This window comes from Novosphingobium sp. BL-A-41-Hi4A-0G (genome assembly GCF_055521735.1).
The window spans coordinates 1,393,353-1,410,721 of record NZ_CM145501.1 but is presented as its reverse complement, the minus strand read 5'-3'; the positions used below and the strand labels follow the sequence as shown (position 1 = coordinate 1,410,721).

Sequence of the window (17,369 nt, the reverse complement as noted above, 5' to 3'; positions counted from 1 at the left end):
AACGTCTCGCGGTATTAAGCGATCTGAAAGAAATTTCTCCGCATCCCGCTGTGACCCCAAATATTACTCTATAAGACATATACTTAGACCAAAAACGATCTATCAAACCGTCAGCAAATCACTGCATTCGCCTTGTGTTTTCAGGGTGTTGCGGGATTGCAATTTGTGTTTGATCGCCTGGTTTATAGTCGTTCTCTTCCCACGGTTGACAAGAATTTCAGTCGGAGGTCGTTTCTGACCGGGGTTTCGATGACCGTGATGCTGTCCGCATGTGGCGGCGGCGGTACGAGCGGCAACACTCCGGTCCTGCTGCCTACTCCGACACCGACGCAGCAACCGCAGGCGATTGCAACGCAGTCTGCAGCGAGCATCGACGGGCTCTGGCCTGCACAGGGCTGGACCGGCACTGCCGGATCGGGTTTTGCGTCCGCGCCGACAGATCCGGTCCGGCTGACTGCCAAGCCAGCCATGCGCCTGATTGTTCCGCCGAACCAGGCTTATACGGACAGCGTGCTGGTCGGCGTATCCGCATTTGCCAATGATGGCGGCTCGATGCTGGAGAATCTCGGAATCCGGTCGGTCATCGTTCATTATGAAGGCAACAAGGTCGAGATCGGTCAGCCTTCGTACCAAACGTTCGACGATGCGAACGGCCGACTGGTCAAGTATCTGGGGTGGTGGGTACGGTTGAAGCACGATGGCAGGCATGGTGATGCCAATCTGTTCTTCGAGGCCATTCCACGCGACGCGACAATGCAGAACCGGGTCATGGGCCCCTACCTGTTCATGCCATCGCAGAATTTGCATGATCTTGAGGTGACGATTGCTCCGTCGCAACCGGAGATCGCGGGATCGCGGTACAGTTCCATCCGGAACGCGCTTGCTTACGCCGCCAGCAAGGGGGCTCACCGGCCACGCATCCTGCTGGTAGAACAGCGTGACGATTACACGCTGGAGGCCATAGGAACACGCTACACCAGCGCCAAGGGCTATGCGACGATCGAGGCGAGCGTTCCTGTCACGATCAAGGCTACATCGTACGTTCCCGGCGCGCCGCGAACGGGTTACGACGGATTGCACTTCCGCGGACGCAACATCACCATCGACCATCGCGATATGGAGATCATCCACCAGGAGGGCCGGGGTAACCAGCACTGGTTCGATGGCATGACGATCATGGTGAGCGGCGGGTCGGCATACTGCAATCCGGAAACGCTTGGACCGAAGCCTTATGGCGTCGCCCGCAACAATCCCTGGTTTACCGAGTGTGACATCAGCAGTCTGCCGAACATGGCAGTTGGCGCGAGCCTGGCGCGTGGGTGTAGGCTATCCGACGGACTTGGCGATGCCTTCACCGATGCGCGGTGTGTGATCGGCAATCTGGTCGAGAATTTCGATCAATGCGCGGTTTGGGCAAAGGACGTACCTGCTTTCACCGTTTCCTACAGCGGCGAAGCGGCATCCGCGACGATCGAACTTTCCGATTACTCGGATGCGGCCACGCGGACTTTTACGGCCCGCGTCAACGATGCGGTGGTGAGCACGTTTGAGGTCACCAAGGCTGCTGGTCGCATCACACCTTGTTCGGCGGTGGTGGACTGGCTCAACGGGATTCCCGGCTTTGCCGCCTCGCTTCAGAACAACACCCGCAGGGCGACGATGTGTTCGTTGAACGGTATGAAAGGGACCGCATTCGGGCCGACGAACGTGAAAGGCGTCACTCTGCAAGTTGTTACCATGCTCGATCTGCATGCGGACTTCTGGCAGCATCTCTTCGAGGGCATCGAGGAAAATGTCATCGTCACCGACAACGTCGTGCGTGAGTTTGTGGGGCAATGCTTCTTTGTTTCATCACCCGCACAGGCCCGGGATTTCGTGTTCGTCAACAACAGCTTCGCAGCCAAGAAGGTCTTCGGTCAGTATAGTCGCAAGGACTACATCGCGAGCCAGATCGCGCGATCCGGGCGGAAGTCCCATCTCGTATTCGCCCACAACTCGATGACGCAGGCCTGGGCCTTCAGGACAGAAGACGGGATGGAGATCGACGATTACTGCCTGTTTGCCAATAACGTCGCACCAAGTGTGACCTGGAGAGGGGCGCCGAATGAGCACATCAGAATTGCGAACAATCATCTCTTTGCGATGACTTCACCGCCAGCGGGTGCAAGCGGAACCACGATGGGTGGGACGGAAGATGAGATCTGGCCGAGGGAAGCGGCTGGAGACTTCACACCAGCTGGCGCTCTGCTGTCGTCGCTTAGCCGACCTTGCCTCGCGTGGGATGCAAAGGGGCGCAGAAGAGCGGACCTCGATGTGCCAGGTGCGGTTGCGAGGTGATCAGCGTGGCTGGGACCGGGCAGCGCCTGCCTTTGCCCTGGCGCGCTTGGCTCCCTTGGCGAGTTCCTTTGCCAGAGCACGCTTGTAGTGATCGAAATCGAGCTGGATCGTGTGGCTGCGGGCGGCGTAGTATTGGCCGGTATAGTAGGCTTCCTCCTTTGCGATCACGCGGTGCATTTCGGTGGACGGCGATGGAGCATATGTCCCTGCGAGGTAGGCGGCGACGAGCTTGGACTGTTGTTCGGCGAAGTTGACCAACGTCGGCAGCGGTTGGGCGAGGCCGACGTAGAAGAGGTCGGGCACTTCAGGCTTCATGATGCGCTTGAACAGCGGCGGAGGGCGGTTGTCGGCATCAGCGGTGAGCGCGGGATTGTCGAAGAACGGGAAGCGGATGTCGTAGCCGGTTGCCCATTGCCGAATACCGCTCTAAAAGAACGTCATACCCCGGGGAGCCAGTGTGGCTGAGAGGGGCTGGTCACGCAGCCCGACCCGTCGAACCTGAACCCGTTAGCACGGGCGGAGGGAAGGGCAGTGCCGCAGGCCTCGGCTACGGCACACGCGCTCCCGGACCGTCCACCAGAGGAGCGCTTCAATGGCCGACATCAACTCCAAGCTGGAAATCGGCGTTACCACCGGGCCGATCCGTGGCAGCCGCAAGATCCATGTCGAAAGCCTGCGCTTCCCGGACGTGCGCGTGGCGATGCGCGAGATTTCGCTCGAGCCTTCGAGTGGCGAGCCGCCGGTGCGGGTCTATGACACGTCGGGTCCCTACACCGATACGCGCGTGGCAATCGACATTGCTGCGGGTCTGCCCAAGCTGCGCCGTGACTGGATCCTGGCGCGCGGCGACGTGGAGGAATACGACGGGCGCGAAACGAAGCCCGAGGACAATGGCTTGAAGGGGCCGGATCGTTCGGCAGGCGTGCCGGCATTCCCCAACGTGGTGAAGCGTCCGCTGCGCGCCAAGTCCGGACAGAACGTCAGCCAGATGCACTACGCCCGCAAGGGCATCATTACGCCCGAGATGGAATACGTTGCGATCCGCGAGAACCTTGGTCGCAAGCAGGCCAGGGAAGCGCTGATCCGTGACGGACAGGACTGGGGCGCCTCGATCCCCGATTACGTGACGCCCGAGTTCGTGCGCGACGAAGTGGCGCGCGGCCGCGCGATCATTCCTTCGAACATCAACCACCCCGAGAGCGAGCCGATGGCGATCGGGCGCAATTTCCTGGTGAAGATCAACGCCAATATCGGCAACTCGGCGGTGGCATCGGACGTTGCCAGCGAAGTCGACAAGATGGTCTGGTCGATCCGCTGGGGCGCGGACACCGTGATGGACCTTTCGACGGGCCGCAACATCCACGACACGCGCGAATGGATCCTGCGCAACTCGCCGGTGCCGATCGGTACGGTGCCGATCTACCAGGCGCTGGAGAAGGTCGGCGGCGTGGCCGAAGACCTGACCTGGGAAGTGTTCCGCGATACGCTGATCGAACAGGCCGAGCAGGGCGTCGATTACTTCACGATCCATGCGGGCGTGCGCCTGCCCTACATTCCGCTTGCGGCCAAGCGCATGACCGGCATCGTCAGCCGTGGCGGGTCGATCATGGCCAAGTGGTGCCTGGCGCATCACAAGGAATCGTTCCTCTATGAACGGTTCGACGAGATCACCGAGATCATGAAGGCCTATGACGTGGCCTATTCGCTGGGCGATGGCCTGCGTCCCGGCTCGATCTACGACGCCAACGACGAAGCGCAATTCGCCGAACTCTACACGCTGGGCGAGCTGACCAAGCGGGCGTGGGCGCAGGACGTTCAGGTGATGATCGAAGGCCCCGGCCACGTGCCGATGCACAAGATCAAGGAGAACATGACCAAGCAGCTCGAAGCCTGCGGCGAAGCACCGTTCTACACGCTCGGGCCGCTCGTGACGGACATCGCGCCGGGCTACGATCACATCACCAGCGGCATCGGCGCGGCGCAGATCGGCTGGTACGGCACGGCGATGCTCTGCTACGTCACGCCCAAGGAGCACCTCGGTCTGCCCGATCGCGATGACGTGAAGGTCGGTGTGGTGACGTACAAGCTGGCGGCCCATGCGGCCGACCTTGCCAAGGGGCACCCGGCAGCGCAGGTGCGCGATGATGCGCTGAGCAAGGCGCGCTTCGAGTTCCGCTGGCGCGATCAGTTCAACCTCTCGCTCGATCCCGATACCGCCGAGCAGTACCACGACCAGACGCTTCCGGCGGAGGGTGCCAAGTCGGCGCACTTCTGCTCGATGTGCGGGCCGAAGTTCTGCTCGATGAAGATCAGCCAGGAAGTGCGCGAATTCGCCGCCAAGCAGAACCAGCCGTTCGAAACGTTCGTGGCTGCTGACGAGGCAGAAGCCGAAGCCGGCATGAAGGCCATGAGCGCTAAGTACGACGAGATGGGCCGCGAGCTCTACATCGGCGCAGGCGGGCGTGAGCACGATTGATTATGCCGGCGCGGTTATCTGCGCCGGTCATCACCCCCATGAAGCCGGATCGCCTCGTGCGATCCGGCTTCAGTGCATCTTGGCGTAGAGGATCGCCGCCCACAGCACCAGGTTGAGCACGCCGCCTGCAAGTGTCCAGCGTACGGCGTGATAGAGCAGCCGCGCCTGGGCATCGATCGAACGCACGAAGGTGGCAAAGAGGCGCTGGCGGAGCGCCGTATCTCCTTCCAGCCCATCGGCGTCGAACTCTTCGCCTAGAAGCATCGCGCGCAGGGCCAGCGCGCATGAGATCACGAGCGGCATCAGCGCGGCAAGGTTCGCCAGAACGAAGCCGGGCTGGCTGGGCGCATCAAGCGAGAGGGGTGCGCCGGGGCTGGCCGAAATCGGATGAGTGCCGATGGTGATAAGCAAGGCGTTGAATCCGAGCATCGCACCCAGCCGCACCGAGAGATCAAGGTCGCGATTCTCCAGGAATTCGAGATCGGCGATGAAGCCCGGGTCTGGGGGATCGCAGCGCATGGTCTGGAACGCGCGGAGGCGGGTGCGGAAAGACAAGAATGCCATCGGGCGCAATGTTATTGCACACCCTGCGGACGAGCAAGGTCGCTGCGCTCGCAGAGCAGGCGGGAACATCCCCCGCGCGAGACGATTGCCATCATGACATGGCGCGGCTCATCGTGCCTTTCAGCACATGGGAACGCGCAATGAAAAAGGCCCTCATGATTTCGGCTCTGGCAGCGGCGACGCTGACCGGGGCTTGCACGAGCAATGGCTATTATGACCGGCCGGGATATGCCGACGGTTCGGACGAGTGGGGCTATTACGATCGCGGGTATTCCGACCGCTATGGGCGGTACGACTACAACAACCCTGACCCGCGCTATGGCCGGTATGAGGCGGATCGGTACTACCGCGAGAACGGGCGCTATCGCGAGCGCCAGCTTTCCTACGATGACCGGGTCTATCGAGGGCGCGACGGACGGTACTATTGCCGTCGCTCGGACGGTTCGACCGGGTTGATCATCGGCGGTCTGGGTGGTGCGGCCGCTGGTGCGCTCATCGCAGAGGGCGACAGCAAGCCGCTCGGCGCGATCATCGGTGCAATAGGCGGGGCGGCGATCGGTGCTGCCATTCACAGTGGCAATCGCAACAACCGCGACAACCGCAGTAACGTGCGCTGCCGCTGAATAAAGGGAACGGTGGGCTCCCTTGTGGAGCCCACCTGTCCGTCAGGTGTTCCTGATGTTGTCTAGGCCTGCGACCACGCCGGGCTTTTGCGACGGGTTGGAGGCGTTGAGTTTCTTGGGCTTTTCGGCCTTGGGTTTGCGAGCCTCTCGGTTCGACTTTTTCTGGCTCTTCGCCATTATCGTTCTCCATTCGGGCGGTAGCCCGGGGTCCGGGCTAGGCGCATTGGAGTGCAATAGCGAACTTTAACGTGCGAGGCGGGCCAGCGCTTCGTCCAGAGCAGAGAGGAAGCGGGAGCGGTCTGTCTTCGAAAAAGGGGCGGGGCCGCCGATGATGTCTCCTCCGGCGCGCAGGTCGGCCATGATCGCCCGGGTTGCGATCTGGCTGCCGATGGAACTGGTGGTGAAGGGCTTGCCTGCAGGAGAAAGGACCGTTGCTCCTGCCTTGAGGCTGCGGTCTGCGAGCAGAATGTCGGCGGTGATGACGACGGTCTTTTGGCCGGCTGCCTCGGCAATCCAGTCATCGGCTGCGTCAAACCCGTCGCTGACGACGACGCGGCGGACGAGCGGATGGACGGGGACGCGGAACGGGGAATTGCTGACGACCGTCACCGCAACGTTGCGGCGGTAGGCGACTTTGTAGATTTCTTCCTTCACCGGGCAGGCATCGCCATCGACCAGAATGTGCGGCGTTTCGGGGGGCTCTTCGCTCATGCAGGTGCCATAGCTTCGGGACGCCACGAGGGCCACCATCCGATTACGTTCGCCAAAGCAGGACCGGGGTGCTACAACAGCGCCGCTGACGTCGAATTTTGCGACGGACTTCGGTATTGACTACCACGCTGGCGCTTCGGCCAAGGCGAGGCCTTCGACGACGATTTCCTTTCAATTGACGATTTTGACGCACGGCCCGGCTGCACTTTCGCTGCCGGGCAACAATCGTTCCTGAAAGGACATCCCATGCCAGTAGGCACCGTAAAGTTTTTCAACACCGAAAAGGGCTATGGCTTCATCCAGCCTGACAACGGCGGCGCGGACAGCTTCGTTCACATCTCGGCCGTTCAGGCTGCCGGCATGTCGAGCCTCGATAAGGACCAGCGCCTTAGCTACGAAGTCGAAACCGGCCGCAATGGCAAGGCTTCGGCTGTCAATCTCGCTTCGGCCTGATTGATCGGTACGGATTGCAAGGCTTCAGTCGGCTGAACGGTTTTCAGATCGCATGGCATCTGCCATTGCGCTGGAATGTCTACAGTCGCTGACGCCGAACTTCAGGTCCGCCTCCGCCGCGCCGCGTTCAACCGCGCGCTGGCAGAGGCGGACCTTCCCGTTATCGGGCAGATCCTCGGCCCCGATGCGGTCCTTGTCACCGGTACGGACAGTGCGGTGATTGCCGGGCGCAAGGCCCAGCTTCAGGCCTGGAAGCGCGAATTCAGCGCTCGGCCACGAACCATCTACACCCGCAGCACCGAAACGGTCGTTGCCTCTCCCGTCGAGCCGATTGCCATGGAGCATGGGCGCTGGCGTGGCATTATCGAGGGAACGGAAACCGAACTTGCGTCCGGAACATTTGCGGCCAAATGGCGGCAGTCGGGTGGGCTGTGGGTGCTGGTGGCGGAGATTTTCGTTACGCTGGCCTGACCTAGGCCCCTCGTTCTTTTGCGTAAGGCGCATTTGACGGGTTACCAACCATGAACGGTCATGGTGGTGGCATGCTCATCCGCCCCGCCACATCGAATACGCTGACGCAATGCTGGTACACGCGCATTCATTTGCCGGTCGCGCAAAGGTCGCGCGAGGAAGATGGTGCCCTGCATTCGATCTGTCGGCATTGCCTGCGTCCGATCCGGTCGCATGGGGGCAAATCGTGGCGGCTTGCCGACGGCGTGGATCTTGACGAGCTGGCTGCCCGCTCGACCATTCGCTACATCTGCGTGACCAGCGTTGCCGATGGCATGGTGATCGCGCGTTACCCTGTGGATGGTAGCGCTGATGATGACGCGATTGCGACCAGACTTGAGGAAGTCATCGCGGCGCATGATGCCAAGGCTGTCGGAAGCGGGCTCGATGTGCGCGTCATGGGTGGCCCGCGAGGGTGATCGCCATTTCCACAGGCTCGTCGACCAGTTCAGCGTCTTCATACTGATCGAGGTCGTCCGCAGGCGACAGGTCTGCGTTCGCATCGTCGTCTTCGGCACGAGGGTAAGCTGTTTCAGGCGGGAGCGGTGGCGGTTCGAGCCAGGGCTTCTCCCACGATGCAAGCTGCATGGGCCCGCGGCGGATGATTGGCGCGACCGGGACGGGGATGTTCTCGTACGAGACAGCGGTAATCTCGGGATAGTCGTCGGCCGAGGCCGAAGGATACGATGCAGGAGCCGATACCGCACGGGTTGGCACAAGGTTGGCGCAGGCCAGACCAATCGCGCCGCCTGCGACGAGCAACAGCGCTGCAATCCTGTTCGGCTCCATCGCGTAGTCTCCGACGTTCCCCCGTCATGCAGAGGAAAGCCGGAGCTCGCGGATCAGTTCCCGGTGGCTTTGGCCACTTCGTTTGCGGAGTTGTCCAGGCCGCTGGCGGTAGTTTCCACCGTGCCGCGGACTTTGGCTACCGTCCCGGTGCTGTCGGCCTTTTCGACGTAGTCGGCAGCGCTGTCGACGGCCTTGGCCAGCACAGAGTCCTTCGCCGTGGCGTCAGCTTCGGCCGCCGCAGGGGCAGAACCCCACGGGTCAGTGGGCTTTTTCTCGGGCGTCTGCCCGAATGCAAGAAATCCGATTACCCCGACCACGCAGAGCGCTGGCAACGGGCGGCGCGCAACGGCGCGTGCAATGGCAAACATCCTGTCCTCCCTCAATGTCCGCCAAGGAGTTTAAGGGGAAATCCTTATTGCAGCGTTAGCGACGCGAAAAAGGGCGCCTCCGCGAGGGAAGCGCCCTTTTCGAGACTACCGGTTCAGCGCGAAGCTGGCGCGGTTCACGGGTGAGGCGCTGCTCGCCAACTGGCCCTTACGAGCCAGATTGGTGGGCAGTCCCGTGTTGCGGGGCAGTCAATCGTTGCTGGCAGCGGCCTTGCTCGTGATCTTCTTGACGTCCTTGACGTCGAAGGCGACCGGGCGACCGTTGAAGCGGCCGGTGACCGAGCGCTTGGTGACCTTCAGTTCGAAAGGCACCTTGCCGGCATAGGCAGCACCCTTGAGAACCTTGACGTCGCCCTGCTGTTCGGCGGTGTAGTCGTACTTCACGCCCTGATAGGTGAACGAGCCGGTTTCAGGTTCGGCAGCGAACACGGGGGTGGCGACGAGCACGGCAGCGGCGGCGGCGAGGATAGTCTTGAACATGGCAATGTCTCCTGGAAGATAAGGAAAGATTGCCTTCAGCAGCACCCTTATCTTGTTGCGTTGCAGCATACAAATCGTGTGCAGCGCCGCAATTGTATTTGCCGGAGCCCTGGTTGCATGTTTTGCAATCGTCACTCTTTCGGTTTAGATTCAATATGATGATTTGCTGTGCCGGATTCCGGCCTGCCCAAACATACGTAGTCATGCGCTGAGGTTTGAGTCGGATTGGCGTCTGGCAGTGCACAATCGATGTGCGGGAATCAGCGCTTGCGGACAAACTCTGCGCGCAGGACAAGGCCTTTGATGCCGGGGTACTTGCAGTCGATCTCCTGTGGATCGCCGGTCAGGCGGATCGACTTGATAAGCGTGCCCTGCTTGAGCGTCTGGCCAGCGCCCTTGACCTCGAGATCCTTGATCAGCGTCACCTGATCGCCATCGGCGAGGATGTTGCCAACCGCATCGCGGACTTCGACAGTGCTCTCGGCAGTGCGCTTGGCGGCCAGTTCGGATGCGGGCATCCATTCGCCGCTGTCTTCGTCATAGACGTAATCGTCGTCGCTCATGATCATCTCCTTTGCTGATTGCCGTGGCAGGTCGCGCAGGGATTGACCAGTCCTACAGGGAATCGAGGATCAGCTTTCCGCCGAGCAGGACCATGAGCAGATAGATTATCGTGTAGAAACGTTCCGGGCGCAGGACCTTGACCACGCGAACCGAGACCAGCGTGGTGGCGATCGCCAGCGGGACAAGCAGTGCGGCCGTTATCACGACTTCGTGGGTGAATGCACCCAGCAGAATGTAGCTCGGCACCTTGAGCCAGTTAATCGCGGCAAAGAGGATCGCGTTGGTTCCGGCATATGTGAGGTGCGGCAGCTTGCGCGGCGTGACCCACATCTGGAACGGAGGGCCACCAGCGTGGGCGACCTGGCTGGTGAAGCCCGTCGCCACGCCGAACAGCGCTCCGACCCAACCGGGTGAAGTGGACGCTGCTACGACACGGTTGCCGCGTTCAACCCAGAGGCGGTAGGCGCCGAACAGCAGGGTTATGCCGCCGAGCACGCCCATCAGCGCCTTTTCGTCAATGCTCGCCGCGATGGCCCATCCTGCCGCGACACCAAGGAACGCGCCGGGCAGCATCCAGGCGACAATCCAGCGGTCCCAGGCATGGCGGAACGACCACACGCTGACAACGTCCTGCACGATCAGGATGGGCAGGAGGATTGCTGCGGCTGTCGACGGAGGTAGGACCAGTGCGGCAACCGGCGTTCCCAAGGCGCCAAGGCCCGAGAAGCCGCCTTTGGCCATGCCGACGAGGATGACGGCCGCGACGCAGGCGGCAAGCGTTGCAGGATCGGACAGGAGCATGGGGTCAGCTGGCTCGCTTTTTCCATGGCCACTCGGTGACGCCGCCTGTCCACAAGGCCAGCCACACCAGCAGCGGCTGCGCGAACATGCGAGGCACGTGATAGGCAAGACCCGCACCGTGATCGACCTTGGCCATATCGAGCGCGAAATGGTGGATATTTGCGGGGAAGACGCAGACCGCATAGGCGGCAAGCCCGACAGCGGCGGCGCGGCGCAACGGGGCGGAAAAGGGCTGGGCGAGACCGATGGCCCCGAGAAGTTCGGCGATGCCGGTCCACAGCACGGTGGCTTCGGGAGCAGGCACCCACGCGGGCATGATTGTGAGGAAGGGGGCAGGTGCGACGATATGGATCACGCCCGCCGCAAAGTAGAACAGGGCAAGCACCCAGCGCAGGACCGAGCGGGTCATGCGCCAGGCTCCCACCCCGGTGGGGCCAGAACGAAGCCCGAGAAATCAAAGCCGGGGGCGACAACGCAGGACACGAGAGCGTAGCCGTGCGGCCCCTCGACAGTGGATGCTGCCTGCCATTGGCCTGTCGGGACGACTGCCTGCAAGCTGTGGCTGCTCCTAGGGCCCAGAATGATGGTCCGGGAAGCTGTGCCGGCGTCTGGCGAGAGTTGCAGGGCAACGGGATCTCCGCCTTGCCAGATCCAGATTTCGTCCGCGTCAACCGTATGCCAGTGGGAGCGATCGCCAGTGCCGAGCAGAAAGAGGATGGCCGTGCTGGAAGGGCGTGCACCCGCAGCGGCAGGAGCGCGCCATGTTTCGCGATACCAGCCACCCTCGGGATGGGGCGACAGGCCTAGCTGGGCGATGAGGTCTTGAGCGGCGGACATTGCCGGACGATTGCCGCCGGGCCGGGGCGTGTCAATCACCAGAGCGCAGGATGAAGGGAAAGGGCGGTGGCCGGGACAGAGGTCCAATCTCCCTGGGCGATCACGTCATTGCTTTCCCGCGCGGCACGCCCTTCGGCGAGCGACCAGGTGACGTGCCAGGTTCCGCCGTCCGGGCGCGCAGTCGATCCTGCAATGGCGACAATGAAGGCTTCCACGCCCGATCCATCGTCTGCATGGCCGATGATGAATGCTTCCTCGACAGGCTGCGGAGCTTCCGTGCCGGATACCGACAGGGTGACGTGATCGGCGACGGTACGGGTATAGCGCGGCGGATAGACGGCCAGCAGATCCTCGCGGCATTGGGCATCGAGTTTCCAGCCGACCGTCATATCCATCCACAAGGCTTCAGTGGGCAGACTTCTATTGGGGCGTGGTAAGTGCCCCTGTCACCCAGATCATTGTCAATGCGCCGATCGCCAAGAGCAGGCTGATCAGCAGGACCCAGCGCATCACGTTGAGGCCGGTGCCACCACGCGCTTCCTCGGTGGTGATATGCGTCTCTTCGCCGTGACGTTCCATGGCGTTTCTCCTTCGGTAGAACCGTGCTTGCCGACTCTACGCGCAGAGACGCGCCTCGTTCCGGTCCTGCCCAGATGGACAGGACCGGATCAGATGTTCTCAGGTCTCGATCAGTCGCGCAGCAGTTCGTTGATTCCGGTCTTGCTGCGGGTCTGCGCGTCGACCGTCTTGACGATCACAGCGCAGTAAAGCGAGGGGCCGGGGGTGCCGTCTGGCAGCGGCTTGCCGGGCATCGCACCCGGGACGACTACGGCGTAGGGCGGCACGCGACCGATGTGGACCTCGCCGGTCGCGCGGTCGACGATCTTGGTCGAAGCGCCGAGGTACACGCCCATCGACAGCACTGCGCCTTCGCCGACGATCACGCCCTCGGCCACTTCCGAACGCGCGCCGATGAAAGCGCCGTCCTCAATGATGACCGGGCCTGCCTGCAGCGGTTCGAGCACGCCGCCAATGCCGGCACCGCCCGAGATGTGGACGTTCTTGCCGATTTGGGCGCAGGAGCCGACGGTGGCCCAGGTATCGACCATCGTACCTTCATCGACGAAGGCGCCGATGTTGACGAAGCTCGGCATCAGGACGACGCCCTTGGCGATGTGCGCGCCCTTGCGTGCGACGGCACCGGGGACGACCCGGAAACCTGCATCGCGGAACCGGGCATCGTCCCAGCCGGCGAATTTCGAAGGCACCTTGTCGAAGGCAGGAGCGCCGCCCGAACCGGCCTCGATCACGGCATTGTCGTTCAGACGGAACGAGAGCAGCACGGCCTTCTTGAGCCACTGGTTGACGCGCCATTCTCCGTTCACCTTCTCGGCGGCGCGGGCCTTGCCGCTGTCGAGCAGTTCGAGCGCGGCCTCGACCACCTCGCGCACGGCATCACTGGCCGGGGTGACATTGGCGCGGTCTTCCCAGGCGGCTTCGATGGCAGCCTGCAGCTGTTCAGTCATGGCGTTTCTCCGTGCGGGATCGGTATGGAACAAAATTGCGTGGCGACTAGCCCAGCGATGCCTGATCGGCAAGGCTTGCAATCGTATGATCGAGCCACGCGACCACGTCGTCGGTGACCACGTCAATCGCGGCGTCGTCCTTGGCGCGATCGCCCCAGTCCGTCGCAAGGTCGAGCCAGACCGTCTGCATGCCGAGCGCCTTGGCGGGGGCGAGGTTGCGGGCCATGTCTTCGACGAACACGGAGGTTTCGGGCGTGATGCCGAAGGCTTCGACCATGCTGGTGTAGGCCGAAGGCTCGGGCTTGGGTTTGTAGGCCATTGCATGGATGTCCCACATACCATCGAAGCTGTCTGAAAGATCCAGCGCGGCCAGCACCTTGGCAGCATAGGCATCGTCGCCGTTGGTGAAGAGTATCTTGCGGCCGGGCAGGGCGGCGAGCCTTTCGGAAAGGCGCGGGGCGGCAGCCAGGGGTGCCATGTCGATATCGTGGACGAAGCCGAGGAACTCGTGCGGGTCGGTCGCGTGGTAGTGCATCAGGCCCGACAGCGTGGTGCCGTGATCGTGGAAGTAGAGCTTCTGGACGCGCCGCGCCTCGATCTCGTCACAGCCGAGCAGTTGCTGGATGAACAGGCCCATGCGCAGGTCGATCTGATCGAACAGGCGGGTGGAGGGCGGGTAAAGCGTGTTGTCGAGATCGAAGATCCAGCAATCGACGATTTGGGGGTCGAAGGGCATTTGCGTATTCCAGTCCGGACCTGTGTCATTCGGCATTTACGATGGCGGGGTTATCAGCAAGACTTGAGCAAAGCTACCGAAGCCAAGGTGCGGTGATGTCGAGAATTCGCTGGGTTGGTCATGCCGCGATAGTGTCGCTTGCCGTTGTGCTGACAGGGTGTGGGGGCGGTGGAGGTGTTTCGAGTACGCCGACACCAGTGCCTGCGCCCACTCCAACTCCAACTCCAACTCCGACCCCCGCACCGGTGCCGACGCCAACGCCCAGTGCGACCAGTTTCGATACGGCCGAGTTCCGGCGGTCAGACGGACCTTCGCTGCACGGAGCGGTAACGGCCTGGCAGGCCGGGGCGAACGGCGCGGGGACGACCATTGCAATCGTCGATTCCGGCATCAATACCGCCAATACCGAGTTCGCGGGGCGCATCTCGTCGGCCTCGCGCGACGTGGCAGGCACGCGGGGGCTGTTTAATGCGGATGACGACCATGGCACGCAGGTTGCCCTGACGGCTGCCGCTGCGCGCAACAATTCGGGGATGATGGGCATCGCGTGGAACGCGACGGTGCAGATGTTGCGGGCCGATACGCCGGGCAGCTGCACCGGGAGCGATGGCTGCACATTCTCGGACGAGAACATCGCTGCAGGCATCGACGCGGCGGTGGGCGCGGGAGCGCGGGTGATCAATCTTTCGCTGGGCGGCGATCCAGGCAACGCGACCTTGCGGGCTGCCGTGGGCAGGGCAGCATCGGCGGGCGTGGTCGTGATCGTTTCGGCAGGGAACGAGGGCAAGAGTACGGACCCGGCGGTCGATCCCAACAATCCCGATCCTTTTGCCGTGTCGGTGCTGCAGGCGGGCAGCAGCAATGTGATCGTGGTTGGCTCGGTTAATTCGAGCGGTCTTGCCTCGGACTTCAGCAACAAGGCGGGCGCGTCTGCGGCATCGGTGCTGATGGCACAGGGCGAGGAAATCTGCTGCGTCTATGAGGGCAGCACGATCAAGACGACGACCAATGCGCAAGGGACGTTCGTGACCGTCGTCAACGGGACGAGCTTTGCCGCGCCGCAGGTTTCGGGCGCGGTGGCTTTGCTGGCTCAGGCCTTTCCGAACCTGACCGGAACACAGATCGTCGACCTGCTGCTGCGCACCGCGCGCGATGCAGGGCCGGCGGGGACGGATGCGACATATGGGCGCGGCATTCTCGACATTGCGCGGGCCTTTTCGCCGCAGGGATCGACAGGGCTTGCGGGCACGCAGGTGGCGGTGTCGCTTGACAGCCTTTCTGGCACGAGCAGCGGGGCGATGGGTGACGCACTGACCGGGGCTTCGCTCGGCACAGTGATGCTGGATAGCTACGGCCGGGCCTACAGTCTTGATCTTGCTACGGGTCTTCGGGTTTCACGCCAACGCCTGCCGCTTTATGAGGCGCTTGCAGGGGGGCAACGTCCAGTCACCATCGGGGCACCGGGAGTGTCGATGGCATTCTCCGTGGACCGTCGTTTCGGTGTGGTGCCATTGCGATTGGCAGCGGGCGAGGGGGAACGCGCGCGGGTTCTGGCGACGTCCGCCGTCGCGCGTCTTGGCCGGTCGCTCGATCTTGCGGTCGGATGGAGGATCGCTGCGGACAATCTGGTTTCGCAGCTGCAAGGGCGCGATAACCTGCCGTTCGTCGTGGCGGGCATGAACGATGGCGTTCTTGCACGTCCTGAGACCGCACTGGCCACGCGGTATCGACTGGATGGCCTGGGCCTTGGCAGTGTGGGTCTGACGATTTCCGGTGAGCGCAGCGTCCTGTTGCGCAACGATCCCTTGCGCGAGCGTCGGACGGACTGGATGCGACGGGTCGGTGTGATGATCGACGGTGGAGCGCAGCGCGCTTTTGGCTGGCGCTTCGGCCTCGACCTGATGCGTGAAGACAACACGGTGCTTGGTGCGCGGTTTGCCGATGCGCTGGGAGGAGGCGGTGCAACAACCGCGACAGTATCCACCGCCATCGATTGGAGACCGGCACGAAACATCACGATCGGAGCGTCGGGCAACCTCGGTCTGTCGCGTCTGGACACCGGGGCCGTGGTGCTTTCGGGGTCAAGACTGGTCTCTTCGTCGTGGTCTTTCGATGTCTCCCACCGCGATGTGTTTCGCGATGGCGACAGGTTGGCGTTCCGGCTCGCCCAGCCGATGCGGATCGAGAAGGGCGGGCTGCAACTGAACCTGCCAGTGGTGTGGGACTATGCCACGCAACGCGCAGAGTTCTCCCGGACGCCCCTGTCGTTGGCGCCAAGAGGCCGCGAGCTTGATGCCGAACTGATGTGGGTGACAGCGTTGTGGGGCGGCGATGCCTCGGCCAGCGTGTTCTTCCGCAAGGAGCCGGGGCATTTTGCCGGTGCGGCAGATGATGGCGGGTTTGCGGTGCGGTGGTCGCGGGGGTTCTAGGACTTCGGCACCACATGCCGCAACTTCGCTCCCTCACCATCCTCCAACACGTACACAGTCCCGTCCGGCGCTTGCTCAATCTCGCGGATGCGGTTGCCGAGGTCTATGCGTTCGAGTTCGGTGGCTTTCTCGCCGTCGATCTTCACGCGGACGATGCCGCCTGCACCTAATGCAGCGATCAGGGCCTGGCCTTGCCACTTGGGGAAGGCCTTGCCGGTGTAGAAGATCATGTCGCCCGGCGCGATGACAGGGTTCCAGCTGATGGCGGGCTGGGCGAGGTCGGGGCGGGTCTTGTTGCGGGGGATCGGCTTCCCGTCGTAGTGATCGCCGTCCGACACCAGCGGCCAGCCGTAGTTCTTGCCAGGTTCCACATGGTTGATCTCGTCACCGCCAGCAGGGCCGTGTTCGATGTCCCACAGGCGGCCATCGGGCGAGAAGGTGAGGCCGAGCAGGTTGCGGTGGCCGTAGGACCAGACCTGCGCCGAAACGCCGCCCTTGCTTTCGAACGGGTTGCCGGGGGCAGGGGTGCCGTCAGGCAGCAGGCGGATGACCTTGCCGAGGTTTGCGTTCAGGTCTTGGGCAGGGGTGAATTTCTGCCGCTCGCCCGAGGAGATGAACAGGTATTTGCCGTCGGGTGAGAAGGCGATGCGGTGCGAATAGTGGCCCCGCCCGGTGACCTTGGGGAACTGCCGCCAGATCACGCTTAGGCCTTCGAGGCGGGGGGCATCGCCCATGACCAGCCTGGCCCGCGCAACGACCGCGCCGCGCGTGTCGTTCTGGCCCGCTTCGGCCCAGCTGAGATAGACCATGCCGCTCTGCGCAAAATCGGGCGCGGCGACGACATCGCCGAAGCCACCCTGTCCGCCATAGTCGACGGAGGGGGTGCCCGAGATGTCGACGGTCTTGTCGGTGCCTTCGGTCCAGAGCTTGAGCTTGCCCTTCTTTTCGGTGATCAGCGCCTGATTGGTGCCGGGCAGGAAGGTCATCGCCCAGGGCTCGTCGAAAGTGGCGACGTCGGTCACCGCTAGCCCCGCCTCGTCCGGATCGGCTCCTTGGGCGGAACAGCTTGCGAGGAGCAGGGCGAGAGGCGATAGCGAGCGCAGGATCGGATTCGTCATGCAGCCCACAATGCCTCTGAACGCCAGTT

Annotated in this window: 23 protein-coding genes and 1 riboswitch; of the genes, 7 read left to right on the top strand and 16 right to left on the bottom strand. The window is 62.8% G+C overall.

Annotation, left to right across the window (positions count from 1 at the left end):
- Positions 1-165 precede the first annotated feature (165 nt).
- Positions 166-2,337 (top strand): hypothetical protein, encoded by a 2,172-nt coding sequence (locus ACZ1JX_RS06940; protein ID WP_465126019.1) that lies wholly within the window; start codon positions 166-168, stop codon positions 2,335-2,337.
- Here ACZ1JX_RS06940 and ACZ1JX_RS06935 read toward each other — a convergent pair whose 3' ends face one another.
- Entirely contained in the window at positions 2,338-2,757 is a 420-nt protein-coding gene (locus tag ACZ1JX_RS06935; protein WP_465126374.1) for a hypothetical protein, read from the bottom strand. It abuts the gene before it with no gap.
- Positions 2,758-2,772: 15 nt separating this feature from the next.
- Positions 2,773-2,880, top strand: a riboswitch (TPP riboswitch).
- Positions 2,881-2,929: 49 nt separating this feature from the next.
- Here ACZ1JX_RS06935 and thiC point away from each other — a divergent pair.
- Positions 2,930-4,813, top strand: a complete 1,884-nt coding sequence (thiC, locus tag ACZ1JX_RS06930; RefSeq protein ID WP_465126018.1) for a phosphomethylpyrimidine synthase ThiC — start codon at positions 2,930-2,932, stop codon at positions 4,811-4,813.
- 69 nt (positions 4,814-4,882) lie between these two features.
- Here thiC and ACZ1JX_RS06925 read toward each other — a convergent pair whose 3' ends face one another.
- The gene (locus ACZ1JX_RS06925; RefSeq protein WP_465126017.1) at positions 4,883-5,377 is read right to left on the bottom strand and encodes a hypothetical protein; all 495 of its coding nucleotides are present in this window, start codon (positions 5,375-5,377) and stop codon (positions 4,883-4,885) included.
- Positions 5,378-5,517: 140 nt separating this feature from the next.
- On the opposite strand from ACZ1JX_RS06925, the gene ACZ1JX_RS06920 reads away from it, so the two are divergent.
- Positions 5,518-6,000, top strand: coding sequence for a glycine zipper 2TM domain-containing protein (locus ACZ1JX_RS06920; RefSeq protein WP_465126016.1), 483 nt, complete (start codon positions 5,518-5,520; stop codon positions 5,998-6,000).
- 42 nt (positions 6,001-6,042) lie between these two features.
- On the opposite strand, the gene ACZ1JX_RS06915 is transcribed toward ACZ1JX_RS06920, so the two are convergent.
- Both ACZ1JX_RS06915 and ACZ1JX_RS06910 read right to left on the bottom strand, forming a co-directional pair.
- The gene (locus tag ACZ1JX_RS06915; RefSeq protein ID WP_465126015.1) at positions 6,043-6,177 is read right to left on the bottom strand and encodes a hypothetical protein; all 135 of its coding nucleotides are present in this window, start codon (positions 6,175-6,177) and stop codon (positions 6,043-6,045) included.
- A 66-nt stretch (positions 6,178-6,243) separates the two neighbouring features.
- Positions 6,244-6,711 carry a YaiI/YqxD family protein gene (locus ACZ1JX_RS06910; protein WP_465126014.1) on the bottom strand — a complete coding sequence of 156 codons (468 nt, stop codon included), beginning with the start codon at positions 6,709-6,711 and terminating at the stop codon, positions 6,244-6,246.
- Between the two features lie 246 nt (positions 6,712-6,957).
- Here ACZ1JX_RS06910 and ACZ1JX_RS06905 point away from each other — a divergent pair, with 246 nt between their 5' ends.
- From ACZ1JX_RS06905 to ACZ1JX_RS06895, 3 genes are all read left to right on the top strand, one after another.
- Positions 6,958-7,164, top strand: a complete 207-nt coding sequence (locus tag ACZ1JX_RS06905) for a cold-shock protein (protein ID WP_144906949.1) — start codon at positions 6,958-6,960, stop codon at positions 7,162-7,164.
- A gap of 75 nt (positions 7,165-7,239) precedes the next feature.
- Positions 7,240-7,635, top strand: a complete 396-nt coding sequence (locus ACZ1JX_RS06900) for a YybH family protein (RefSeq protein ID WP_465126013.1) — start codon at positions 7,240-7,242, stop codon at positions 7,633-7,635.
- 50 nt (positions 7,636-7,685) lie between these two features.
- Positions 7,686-8,093, top strand: a complete 408-nt coding sequence (locus ACZ1JX_RS06895) for a hypothetical protein (RefSeq protein ID WP_465126012.1) — start codon at positions 7,686-7,688, stop codon at positions 8,091-8,093.
- On the opposite strand, the gene ACZ1JX_RS06890 is transcribed toward ACZ1JX_RS06895, so the two are convergent.
- The 11 genes from ACZ1JX_RS06890 to ACZ1JX_RS06840 all read right to left on the bottom strand — a co-directional run bounded on the left by ACZ1JX_RS06890 (position 8,071) and on the right by ACZ1JX_RS06840 (position 13,793).
- Positions 8,071-8,463 carry a hypothetical protein gene (locus tag ACZ1JX_RS06890; RefSeq protein ID WP_465126011.1) on the bottom strand — a complete coding sequence of 131 codons (393 nt, stop codon included), beginning with the start codon at positions 8,461-8,463 and terminating at the stop codon, positions 8,071-8,073. The two genes, ACZ1JX_RS06895 and ACZ1JX_RS06890, sit on opposite strands and share 23 nt — an antisense overlap.
- A gap of 53 nt (positions 8,464-8,516) precedes the next feature.
- Positions 8,517-8,831 carry a hypothetical protein gene (locus tag ACZ1JX_RS06885; protein WP_465126010.1) on the bottom strand — a complete coding sequence of 105 codons (315 nt, stop codon included), beginning with the start codon at positions 8,829-8,831 and terminating at the stop codon, positions 8,517-8,519.
- Between the two features lie 207 nt (positions 8,832-9,038).
- Positions 9,039-9,329: a hypothetical protein gene (locus tag ACZ1JX_RS06880; RefSeq protein ID WP_465126009.1), complete on the bottom strand. Its 291-nt coding sequence runs from the start codon at positions 9,327-9,329 to the stop codon at positions 9,039-9,041.
- Between the two features lie 260 nt (positions 9,330-9,589).
- Complete coding sequence (locus ACZ1JX_RS06875) at positions 9,590-9,892, bottom strand: alkylphosphonate utilization protein (protein WP_465126008.1); 303 nt, start codon at positions 9,890-9,892, stop codon at positions 9,590-9,592.
- A 52-nt stretch (positions 9,893-9,944) separates the two neighbouring features.
- Positions 9,945-10,694: a sulfite exporter TauE/SafE family protein gene (locus tag ACZ1JX_RS06870; RefSeq protein WP_465126007.1), complete on the bottom strand. Its 750-nt coding sequence runs from the start codon at positions 10,692-10,694 to the stop codon at positions 9,945-9,947.
- Between the two features lie 4 nt (positions 10,695-10,698).
- Entirely contained in the window at positions 10,699-11,103 is a 405-nt protein-coding gene (locus ACZ1JX_RS06865) for a DoxX family protein (protein WP_465126006.1), read from the bottom strand.
- On the bottom strand, positions 11,100-11,531 hold the full coding sequence (locus tag ACZ1JX_RS06860; RefSeq protein WP_465126005.1) for a cupin domain-containing protein: 432 nt from the start codon (positions 11,529-11,531) through the stop codon (positions 11,100-11,102). Before ACZ1JX_RS06860 ends, ACZ1JX_RS06865 begins: the two co-directional genes overlap by 4 nt.
- 35 nt (positions 11,532-11,566) lie before the next feature.
- Positions 11,567-11,926 carry a hypothetical protein gene (locus ACZ1JX_RS06855; RefSeq protein WP_465126004.1) on the bottom strand — a complete coding sequence of 120 codons (360 nt, stop codon included), beginning with the start codon at positions 11,924-11,926 and terminating at the stop codon, positions 11,567-11,569.
- 25 nt (positions 11,927-11,951) lie between these two features.
- Positions 11,952-12,110, bottom strand: coding sequence for a hypothetical protein (locus ACZ1JX_RS06850; RefSeq protein WP_465126003.1), 159 nt, complete (start codon positions 12,108-12,110; stop codon positions 11,952-11,954).
- A gap of 110 nt (positions 12,111-12,220) precedes the next feature.
- Positions 12,221-13,057 carry a 2,3,4,5-tetrahydropyridine-2,6-dicarboxylate N-succinyltransferase gene (gene dapD / locus ACZ1JX_RS06845; RefSeq protein WP_465126002.1) on the bottom strand — a complete coding sequence of 279 codons (837 nt, stop codon included), beginning with the start codon at positions 13,055-13,057 and terminating at the stop codon, positions 12,221-12,223.
- Positions 13,058-13,103: 46 nt separating this feature from the next.
- Positions 13,104-13,793 (bottom strand): pyrimidine 5'-nucleotidase, encoded by a 690-nt coding sequence (locus tag ACZ1JX_RS06840; protein WP_465126001.1) that lies wholly within the window; start codon positions 13,791-13,793, stop codon positions 13,104-13,106.
- A gap of 245 nt (positions 13,794-14,038) precedes the next feature.
- On the opposite strand from ACZ1JX_RS06840, the gene ACZ1JX_RS06835 reads away from it, so the two are divergent.
- Positions 14,039-16,222 (top strand): S8 family serine peptidase, encoded by a 2,184-nt coding sequence (locus tag ACZ1JX_RS06835; RefSeq protein WP_465126000.1) that lies wholly within the window; start codon positions 14,039-14,041, stop codon positions 16,220-16,222.
- On the opposite strand, the gene ACZ1JX_RS06830 is transcribed toward ACZ1JX_RS06835, so the two are convergent.
- Positions 16,219-17,340: a PQQ-dependent sugar dehydrogenase gene (locus ACZ1JX_RS06830; protein WP_465125999.1), complete on the bottom strand. Its 1,122-nt coding sequence runs from the start codon at positions 17,338-17,340 to the stop codon at positions 16,219-16,221. The genes ACZ1JX_RS06835 and ACZ1JX_RS06830 overlap by 4 nt on opposite strands.
- Positions 17,341-17,369: the final 29 nt, after the last annotated feature.